Annotated in this window: 16 protein-coding genes; 6 read left to right on the top strand and 10 right to left on the bottom strand. The window is 56.4% G+C overall.

All coding sequences use genetic code 11. The features are described 5' to 3' along the window. Positions 1-141: 141 nt before the first annotated feature. From YA0848_RS36245 to YA0848_RS34100, 4 genes are all read right to left on the bottom strand, one after another. On the bottom strand, positions 142-768 hold the full coding sequence (locus YA0848_RS36245; protein WP_232925244.1) for a hypothetical protein: 627 nt from the start codon (positions 766-768) through the stop codon (positions 142-144). Positions 769-1,163: 395 nt separating this feature from the next. After that, positions 1,164-1,760: a DUF7688 family protein gene (locus tag YA0848_RS34110; protein WP_065085726.1), complete on the bottom strand. Its 597-nt coding sequence runs from the start codon at positions 1,758-1,760 to the stop codon at positions 1,164-1,166. Between the two features lie 93 nt (positions 1,761-1,853). Then, positions 1,854-2,420, bottom strand: coding sequence for a hypothetical protein (locus YA0848_RS34105; protein WP_065085727.1), 567 nt, complete (start codon positions 2,418-2,420; stop codon positions 1,854-1,856). 90 nt (positions 2,421-2,510) lie between these two features. Beyond that, positions 2,511-2,813 (bottom strand): hypothetical protein, encoded by a 303-nt coding sequence (locus YA0848_RS34100; protein ID WP_065085728.1) that lies wholly within the window; start codon positions 2,811-2,813, stop codon positions 2,511-2,513. Between the two features lie 271 nt (positions 2,814-3,084). On the opposite strand from YA0848_RS34100, the gene YA0848_RS34095 reads away from it, so the two are divergent. From YA0848_RS34095 to YA0848_RS34075, 5 genes are all read left to right on the top strand, one after another. Then, complete coding sequence (locus YA0848_RS34095) at positions 3,085-3,522, top strand: hypothetical protein (protein WP_065085729.1); 438 nt, start codon at positions 3,085-3,087, stop codon at positions 3,520-3,522. Between the two features lie 13 nt (positions 3,523-3,535). After that, on the top strand, positions 3,536-4,114 hold the full coding sequence (locus YA0848_RS34090; protein WP_065085730.1) for a hypothetical protein: 579 nt from the start codon (positions 3,536-3,538) through the stop codon (positions 4,112-4,114). A gap of 125 nt (positions 4,115-4,239) precedes the next feature. After that, on the top strand, positions 4,240-4,644 hold the full coding sequence (locus YA0848_RS34085; RefSeq protein WP_141678494.1) for a hypothetical protein: 405 nt from the start codon (positions 4,240-4,242) through the stop codon (positions 4,642-4,644). Positions 4,645-4,675: 31 nt separating this feature from the next. Then, positions 4,676-4,921, top strand: coding sequence for a hypothetical protein (locus YA0848_RS34080; protein WP_065085731.1), 246 nt, complete (start codon positions 4,676-4,678; stop codon positions 4,919-4,921). Between the two features lie 48 nt (positions 4,922-4,969). Continuing rightward, a complete protein-coding gene (locus YA0848_RS34075; RefSeq protein ID WP_065085732.1) occupies positions 4,970-5,344 on the top strand; it encodes a hypothetical protein in 375 nt (124 codons plus the stop codon). Positions 5,345-5,398: 54 nt separating this feature from the next. Here the strand turns inward: YA0848_RS34075 and YA0848_RS34070 are convergent, their stop codons facing one another. From YA0848_RS34070 to YA0848_RS34055, 4 genes are read right to left on the bottom strand one after another with little or no spacing between them, the layout of a single operon-like run. Next, on the bottom strand, positions 5,399-5,863 hold the full coding sequence (locus tag YA0848_RS34070) for a Lar family restriction alleviation protein (protein WP_141678495.1): 465 nt from the start codon (positions 5,861-5,863) through the stop codon (positions 5,399-5,401). Between the two features lie 16 nt (positions 5,864-5,879). Next, a complete protein-coding gene (locus YA0848_RS34065) occupies positions 5,880-6,092 on the bottom strand; it encodes a hypothetical protein (protein WP_141678496.1) in 213 nt (70 codons plus the stop codon). Between the two features lie 27 nt (positions 6,093-6,119). Continuing rightward, positions 6,120-6,365: a hypothetical protein gene (locus YA0848_RS34060; RefSeq protein WP_141678497.1), complete on the bottom strand. Its 246-nt coding sequence runs from the start codon at positions 6,363-6,365 to the stop codon at positions 6,120-6,122. Positions 6,366-6,374: 9 nt separating this feature from the next. Beyond that, complete coding sequence (locus tag YA0848_RS34055; protein ID WP_065085734.1) at positions 6,375-6,689, bottom strand: hypothetical protein; 315 nt, start codon at positions 6,687-6,689, stop codon at positions 6,375-6,377. A 300-nt stretch (positions 6,690-6,989) separates the two neighbouring features. Here YA0848_RS34055 and YA0848_RS34050 point away from each other — a divergent pair, with 300 nt between their 5' ends. After that, positions 6,990-7,928 (top strand): hypothetical protein, encoded by a 939-nt coding sequence (locus YA0848_RS34050; RefSeq protein ID WP_065085735.1) that lies wholly within the window; start codon positions 6,990-6,992, stop codon positions 7,926-7,928. 47 nt (positions 7,929-7,975) lie between these two features. Here YA0848_RS34050 and YA0848_RS34045 read toward each other — a convergent pair whose 3' ends face one another. Together YA0848_RS34045 and YA0848_RS34040 are read right to left on the bottom strand one after the other, a co-directional pair. Beyond that, the gene (locus YA0848_RS34045) at positions 7,976-8,539 is read right to left on the bottom strand and encodes a hypothetical protein (protein ID WP_065085736.1); all 564 of its coding nucleotides are present in this window, start codon (positions 8,537-8,539) and stop codon (positions 7,976-7,978) included. Positions 8,540-8,622: 83 nt separating this feature from the next. After that, on the bottom strand, positions 8,623-8,954 hold a 332-nt coding region (locus YA0848_RS34040; protein ID WP_232925243.1), incomplete at its 5' end, for a hypothetical protein.

Genomic DNA, 8,954 nt, shown 5'->3' with positions numbered 1-8,954 from the left:
AGGACTTTCACCTCCCAGTCACCAGCGTGGCCACCACAGCCAAGCTGGTTGCGCTTGCGCGCAACGCGCCATGCCTGGCGCACCAAAGAGAAACCCCGGCCGCAAGCCGGGGTTTTACTTTTTCCTGCTGGTACCGGGGTTTCAGAGGCCTTTCGGGAAGAGTTCCTGGGGCACATCGAAGAAGCCGAGCTTTCCTGAGTATCGAACGAAGGGGACTGGTTTCGGGTCGCGAAGCAAGAAACCCTTTTCGCCCATGTACCAGGGAGATTCACTTGCGTCGAGCGAGTCTACAAGCTCGACAGAGCCGATAAAGCCTCCAAGCTGGAGACGATCATAATCACAGATGGATTTGAGCTTATCGACCGGGACACCACACGCGTTATGCGCAAAGTGGATGGCTTCCAGCCAATAATTCCTCGTCATCGTTTGCGACGCATGGATGAGAAATCGGCCGCGGAACTTCGTATGCCGTGTCCGATTCTCGATATCTTTGTTCAGGTAGATGATCATCGCCGCCCAGGGCTGCCGCACTGAAAGGGCCTTCCAAGGCTGCGCACGCAAATCGATTCGGCCACCACCGCCCTCTTCAGCAGCGTCTTTCAGAACCATGGCTCTCTGCATCGCTTCCACCCTCACAAGTAAACGGACATTTACCCAGCGATTATTAGGGTGTTCGAATGAGAGCAGCATCGTAATCGACCCCATAACAGGGGCAGTTATCCACTCACGCTCACCGATCAAAGGTGCAAAAATCAATCCTGCTTGCATGTATCGTAAACATGCGAAATTGCATTTGATTCCCCCAGTACAGGATTTGGATCATGACCGGCACAACCTCATCAGCTGAGAAGATCACCTCCTCTGCGAGTCCCGGCACAAGGTTTTTGACTTTGCCTGTACCAGACGACTGCACTGACAGATATGCAGCTGGCTGGGCCTATGCAGACTGGTTTGTCGCCAAGGGGGGTGACCTAAACGCTGATGCTCCGCCAGAGTGGCACGAGGAGAAGGTCAACGGCTTTTGGGACCGCCTGGTGGCAGAACGCAACGTGAGAAGCGCTCCCGCACCGTTACCGTAGCCGCCGAGCCCTAGGCGTTCCCAAGCGCTGCACTCCCAAAAACAAAACCCCGGCCTTGGATAACCAAGAGCCGGGGTTCGTTTTTTAGCGCTGAATAGTGTGGGTCTCCAGCACTTCTGCCGAGCCCACCTGGTGGAGGGTTAATACTCCCCCAGCCTTTAGATCACACTTCCAGTCGTGCTCGACCATCTGAAGATAATTCTCGTAGGTGAGATCAGGATTGAAAGGCTGCCGACGATCGCTGAAGTTGCGACCATTCAGATTGAACCAGAACACTCGGATCGACACCTCATCGCCCTTGATGAGGAACTCCCCATCAAGCTTGATTACGTGGGACATTGGCGTTTCGCTGGAAACATTTTCAGACGTCCCGGTGACACCCTCCCCTTCAACGTGGAACATATCGGGGTAGCAGATCGCCAAACCGCTGCCGGCGAGCGTGAGATTTCTCTCGCCGTCGAACAGCGCTTCGGTTTTGTGACGCCGCATGAAGGCTTGCACTTTGTTCTGCACGGCTTCGTCCAGACTGCCACCAGCAATATGCGCCCCTTGGAACTTAAGCCAGTTTTCGGGGGAGTCGCTCGGCTGGATAGCCATGGGTACAGGCTTCAGATGAAGCTCGAGGCCGGCCAAGGTTGTGATAACGAGTGCTTCGATAGTTGCAGCTGCAGCATTGGTCATTGAGAGATCCTCAGTGTCTATGCCGAGCTCCACCCTGCGGGATGGAGTCCCGGCAGGGGGTTGATTGAAGGGGTGGCCCCTTCTTGAACTAGATCAGGGCACAGCTACTACCGGGAACTCCAGGTAGCGGCCATCCTGCATGTAGCGGGTCGAGTTGGTGACGCGTGTACTCTTGAGGGTTTTGCCTTGGAGCCATCCAAACCTGGATTGCCGGCTAACCTCATCCTCGATCCGCTCAGCCACGGCCAGGCGGCAGCTGTCAGAGGGGATGTTCCAGTTAAAGCTGTCCTGGACGGTCCGTGTGGACCCACTTCCATCTCTAACCTCAAACTCCACGCTTACTGCCAGATCCACGGTGTGCTGTGGCTTCGGCAAGAATGCGGGAGAGTACTGCTGCTTGGCACAGATTGAGCTTATGCAGGCATTGGGGTCATCAAGAAGCCACAGGCTCAGCCCCTTATCACGCATCGGCCCATACAGCAGATCCAGGTCATCGCCGACAGCCAAGTAGACATGCTGCTCGTCGACAAAGCTCTTGGTGGAAATATCGTTCTGGATCCCCAGCTCCCAGATCAGACTGTGGGGGACCTGGGCCCACCCTTTGCCGTTTTCATGCTGGAACTTGAGATTCACGATACCGGCGTTCGTTGGCTTACTCATGATTCATCATCCTCAGGTTGAACCGAGCCAACCCCGCGGGCTGGCCCGGCAGGGTGTTGGACTGGAAGTGTTTCACCACTCCAGTGGTGATCAATCAGGTTTCGGACTTGCCTGCATCGCTTTCAGTACGTCTTCTGGTGTGACTGGCCGCTTGAGTTCCGCCTTCAGCGAGATTGTTTCGCCGGTGACGGTATCTGCGCAGCAAACACCATCTTGGTCCAGCGCAACGAGTTGGTCTTCGAAGCGGTAGAGGCGATCGATAGTGTCCAGTCGGAAGGTGCTGGGTTCGGAACCGAACTCATGCACCCAGTTGCTCACATCATCACCGCAAAGGGTTAAGTCATGGGCAACGTTCAGAATGTCGAAGAGACTGACCAGGTTGGAATTGGACATTTGAAGCTCCTAGAGGACGGAGCTTGCCCCTTGTAGGGACAAAGCCCCGCAAGGGTTGATGAGCGCCAGGTGGCGCGGTGAGTGCTGGTGACCAGCTAATCCACTCCCTGATCATTCAGGGTCGGTAGAAGCTCAAATATTGCCCGAGCTCCGCACTACTAGGCAAGGGCCGACGCCCACTACAGCAGCGCCCTTTGCGGGCTAATGCTCTGTTTTTCAGTTGCAGATCCAGGGGCCAAGAGACAATGGGGCATCCCCAAGGAATGTCACAATGTCACTTCTTCTCACTGCAGTCAGCGAACAGCTTGATCTCACTTCTTCTGCCGAGCTGATCCCTCCCACCTTGTCAGTGGAATGCCAGGTAAGTAAATGCCGGTGGGAGGGCGATCCCCGAAATGACTATGCGACCGGCACACTTATTGGCCGGATTGCAACCGCGATTGGCACCATCGAGATTTGCATCCGGTGGACTGCCGCGGGACAACCCTTGCTTGAGCAGGGGTGGGCCATTCGCGAAGCTCCACATTTGAAAGGTGCCTATATCAAGGCGGAAGCCCCGATTTTCGGTGACGAAGGACCTTTGCAGGCAGAAAGCGATGAGCTTGATGGCCTCGCGTATGATTTCTGGTCGTATCGGGACATCAGCGGGCTGATCGAGCCAATGCTCCCCGCACGAACAGAGCCAAGGCCGACTGGGCAACGCCTTTGATCATGAGGAAGAAATGAGCGCAAACGCTTCGAGGAATTTAGAGCCGACTGCCCCCACAGCCAGGGCGATCGCGTTTCTCAGTGGCATCGGCATTGAGCTGGTTCAGGTCGACTCCCTTGAAGGTGCAGGCTTCCTGGAAGACGTGCGGGTGGTTGCTGGTGCACTGCATCACCTTGCTGGCGCCAAGGCCTGCAACCTCCTCCACGAGGCCGGGCATGTCGCGATTGTACCTACCCGGTTCCGTCATCTGATGAACGACGATGTCGAGATAGGCACCAAAGAAATGTTCGAACAGATGGAGCAGGAAGGTATACCCCCTGGATCTCGTGAGTGGGAAATTGTCCTGCAGGTTTCCGAGTCGGAAGCCACAGCCTGGTCGTGGGCCGCAGGGAAAGCCGCCGGCATACCGGAAGAGTTGATCATCGAGGACTGGTGCTTCAACGGTGAAGGTTCGCTTACCCGGTTGATGCTCAGCGCAGGCCGGCATTACGGCGTGAACGGACTTGCGCACGCTGGGTTTTGCCGCACAAGCGGCGCTGACAGACGCCCAGGCCAGGTGTACCCACATCTCAACTTCTGGCTGCAGCCCTAACGGGGCATGATCTGGGGGCGAATACTGGGTTGCGCATTACCTGGCCCATGGGACCATTAGCACATCATCAGATGAGCTGGTGCCTGCTCCTCGGCGCACCAGCAATGCCGACTCAAGGGCCTGTCATGAGTACCCAAGCTGTAGAGCTACTAAAAGACCTTGCAGATGCTTTCGACGTTACCACCTCTGGTGTCGACGATGGCCGGTTTGTGGACCTTGCTTCAAAGTATGTAGGGCACGACACCCCATCGGCGAACGAGCTGCAACACAGCGTTCTGGCGACAGTTCGTAAATTCCTCACCGACGTCGATCCCAAAGTCGCCCCCAACTGGAGCGAGGCTCCTCACTGGGCAGGATGGCTTGGACAGGATTACAACGGTCGGTGGTATTGGTTCGAGCGAGAGCCAGCCCAAGTCGCCTCTGGCTACTGGTCTGTGGCAGGTGGCCAATACCGGATGGCAAAGGAAGCGCGAGCCACCAACACCAAATGGCACCTGTCGCTACAGCGGCGACCAGTTTGCCAAGCTTGAACCTCATTTCCCCTGGGCGAAGGATCTTCTGATGCAGGAAGTCGAAATCGTTTCTGACTCGGAGTTGGACAAGGCCTACGGCCAAGCCAGCTTTGGCGACATGAGCAAGCGGGACGTTGTCAGGCAGGGCGTGCTCAAATGCGCCAGCGGCCTCTACCAAGGCCAAACGTCTAAGACGATTTGCCAAAACCTCGGGCTAATCGATCTGGAGTACTGCGTCACACCCAAGGGTCGCGACTACCTATGGGCTGCATTCAGCCTTCCCAATAGCGTGTAGCAACAGCCTCCACTGGCCCCTCACCCTCTTCGATACACCGAGTGAACTGTGAATTACCCAACTCCCGAAAGCATCGACAGCTTGCCGGAAAGCCAGCAGCGGGCATTGTTTCTTTACGCCCTGGCAAGGGCACGCCACGCAAGCGCTTACAGGCATGCAGTACTTGCGATACTGGTTTTCCTTGGAGGCTCGTTTCTGATCCGGCTCCTTACTGGGGCTGACAACTCAGAAATAGAACCGCTACTCCTGACAGCCGCCAAATTCCTCGGTGTTGCTGCCGTTCTGATGGGAGGGGTGACTACGACGCTCACGTCCCTGATAGTCAAGGAAGCTCGCCAAGAAGCTGTTGCGTCGGGAATTCCGCAAGAGTTGATCAGGATGATCGCAGATGCGCCAGCGAGCTTGCTTGAGCAGCGCTTCTGAGAAACGTCATGAGGCCTGGTGACGGAGTACGTTACCAGGCCTTTTCATTGGATCCTAAGCAACGGAACCGCTGGTAGCGGCGATCGGCACCGCGGAAGCGAGTACGCACTCCAGGAACTGTGCTGCGGCCTCTTCGACATACAGACCGCTGCCCTTTTGGTAAGACACTGTCCAGCACGCCCCACCGTGCTCTCCCACCTTCACGAGGAATATTTGGTCCCCTTCGGCATAGACTCCCCAGCCCTTGGGAATGCCAGTACAGGGCACAAGATCCTGTGATGTATCACCACTCGCCCCCACACCCGCCGGAATGGCAATACCGTGGTCCTCAGGCCGTGGAAAGGCTCGCGTATTCCATGCCTCAGCTGCACGCTCTATGGATGGATAGAACGTGTGCGTTTGCCCGACTCTGCACTGCAGGCACATGGCTTGGAAGCCTGACTTTCTGGCTGCTTTCTTGAAGTGGATACCGATACGGTCGCTGCCACAGAAGGGGCAGTCACATAGGGTCACGGACATGCTGAGGCTCCCGGTATCAGTTGGCAGGTGCCAACTCGGCGGCAAGAATAGGTGCCGTATCACCAGTCCCGGCCGGCAAAGGGCATCCTGCCGCCTCAAGAGCCTGGTCAATTGCGGCTTCCAGCTTCTTCTTCACGCGGTATCGGCCATTCATGCTGTCCTGCAGCACAGGCAGGATTGCATCCAGCTGCTTCTGATTGAGTTCATGGCCACGATGGATGATTCGCATACTGTTCCCTCGGATCAATTTATCCAGTCAGTTTGCTTTTGGAACCCGTAAGCCACGGGCGATTTGATTGGCTCTATAAGAGCGTTGTAATAGGGTGTCCAAACGTCTACGTGCCTCCCTAACAGAAATATCTCTTCCGTAGGCGTCGGGCGTTTTTTCAATTTCGGTTAGCAGGCGGGCCAACTGACTGAACTGCCAGTCCATGGCGTCCAGCTCTTCGAGAATCGTTGACCGGTTCGGGTCATAGGGATGGATGAAGCTGACGCAGGCCATCTCGCCTCCCTATCCCTTCATTCCGCCGATGCGGAGCACTGCGCAGTAGAGAAGAGCCAGAACAAAGCCCGCTATAGCAGCAATGATCAGGGAAAGAACGACTTGGAAAAACCCTAACGCCGAGAGCCCGAGCGCTCGGCCTAGGTATGAGTCCGACCGGATAAAACCGTCAGGGTCGCCCCAGTACACCAAGCCCCAGGTCTGCGACCAGAAACCAATCAGGTTGAAAATCGCCAGGACCGCTACAACAGCCAGCAGGGCCATCAGGATTCGCCAGACGCCATTCAGGAAGTACTTTCTGTGGTGACGCTTTGTTCCAAACACGATTGCCCTTTCCCTGCCATTGGCAGCGCAGCTGAGTAGTTACCGGGAATGATTGCATGCATCGGGAAACTGCAAGCTGGCAATTGGGCACCCGCGGTGGGGCGGTTAGCGCATCAATTCCGATCTGGCCGGGACTTGCCATGAATCAACCACTGGGGCAGGATAAAAAACGGTCCGAGCAGGGGCCTGCCGTCCGCTACAGCGAAGCACTAGGTGCGCTGCGTGTATACCCTCAAGCATGTTTTGCCCTTTGGGCTGCGAGGTAGCGGACGACGAGCACTGGCCCTGAGGACTAGATCAATGCGCACTTCCTTTTTCACCCCTCGCTCCATTTCCGCCCTTAAGGCGGCCGCCTCCAAGCTGCGGAAAGCATCATCCCAACTCACGCAAACAGACGCCTTGAATCTGGCAGCTGAAAACGCCGGCTTCGCAAACTTCACCCACGCTCAACGCACCCTGCCCGAAGTGATGAAGGCACTGACTCTTCGTTGTCGCTGGCGTGATGACTCAGCTAAGGGCACCGAGGTTTTAAAGTACCCCCTGCCCTGGACAGCTGAAGGGGTCGTAGCAATGCGCCTGAAGGCTGCAAGGATCGCCAGTTTCGAGGTATTTGACGGTGGGCTGTTCTGCTCTGAGATTGCCTCGAATCGTTACATGGCGCGGTACTGGCTTGTTCAAGCCTTACGGGAGTTGATGGTGATCGAGGCCACCGGCCTCAGGCCAGACTACCTCAAGAACCGTCTCCCGAAGGTTCGGCAAGAGTTCAACGGCACCAAGTACTTCGAGCCTGTGCAGCCGCCGGGAGCGGATCACCTCTCTGCATGGTACGACCCTGAAACCAAGGCAACGCTGCTGATGGACGAGCCCTACCTTCGCAAGGATGAAGAGCACAGTCGTGCTACTAGTCGGGCCGAATGGTGCAAGCGCTTCGACTATCTGGAGCGCTCTTCTACTTGGGGTGGCACATACCTCCCTCCGAAATCCAGGCTGTTCCTATTTGCAAAGGTTAACTCCAGCATCAACCTCGACGAGATTGAGAGCAATCTCAACACCCTTCCAGATGACTTCGGCGCCCTGGACGAAGATTGGCGGGGCAGTTCCGAAGAGAACCAAACACCCTCTCATGTGCAAATGCGTCAAGCCCTGAGTCAGCTGGTGAGGGTTGGATACCTGGAAGGGAAGTCCAACGTCAACCAGGATGGCCAGATCATGGCGATTCGTAAGACGCCAATGCTCTAGCCAGAAAGTAAAAAGCCCCCTTCTCGAGAAGGGGGCTTCAGTGTTGGTCAGCTGCTACCCGTAAGGATGGACAGGATTGCTCCAGGCCTTACCCCATGAGCAAGCAGGTATTTGATCTTGGACTCAGGCGCTACACCTCGAACCGCCTTACCAATCTGGCTAAGGCGCTCTTGCACCATGGTGTCCAGTCTCGAGAATCGCTCCTCAGGAATGTTAAACCCACCATCCGCTGACTTCAGGTGAGCCATAACTGCTTGAACGACATTGTTGTCTACGTCGAATTGGGACATCACCAGGTGCAGTCGAATCGCGTTGAACCGCTTTCGCAGGCTCTCCAGCACCTCGACCTTGCCAGCTTCGTCCAGTGCGGTCTCAATAAGAGCGCCAAGACCATCACCGTTCAGAGGGCAGATCATTTGAGCAGCCCCCAAGGCAATACGGTCCCAAAGGAACTGGTCAGTAAACTGCGCTGAGTCCAGGGACGCGGCCAAGTTTCCACATAGGTCCGCTGCAGCCTGCTGCCCGTGATTCGATAGAGCAGACGGCAGAATAGCGATTTCGGCCTCTCTCAGGTCGTGGGCCAAATCCCACATCACGTGAATAAGTGCCATTTTAAGCCTCCAGGTATCGGAGGCGCCTTCCCACAGGGGAGGACACCCCCATGGGTTGTGTGGCCGGACGGCCGTTGTGTGAGTTAGCGCGAACGCTTCAGGCGGTAGTGCATCCTGATGGCGACTTCCTGGGCCTTTTCGCTAGGAGCGCCCCAGGGGATTTCATCACTATCATCAGCCGTCTGAAGGCCCTCAGCGTCTCGCTGAAGAGCCTGCATTGCCTCTTCGACCAGCTCCGGCTCAACAAGCGCCTTGGCGAGTAGATCCGCGGTGCGGTCTGCCCCTACCTCACGCATTGCTGACGCGGCCAACAGAAGGTCTTTGGAGAAGCGTTGCTCTGCATGGTGCTTGTCGATGATGGACGTTACGGAAATATCCATATCCTGAGTGATGTAGGGGTCATGCCGAGATAAGG

The organism is Pseudomonas sp. S4_EA_1b (assembly GCF_016307435.1).
Classification (GTDB): Bacteria; Pseudomonadota; Gammaproteobacteria; order Pseudomonadales; family Pseudomonadaceae; genus Aquipseudomonas; species Aquipseudomonas rhodesiae.
Note: the sequence above shows the minus strand (reverse complement) of the source record. Positions and strands in the feature narration are given on the sequence as shown.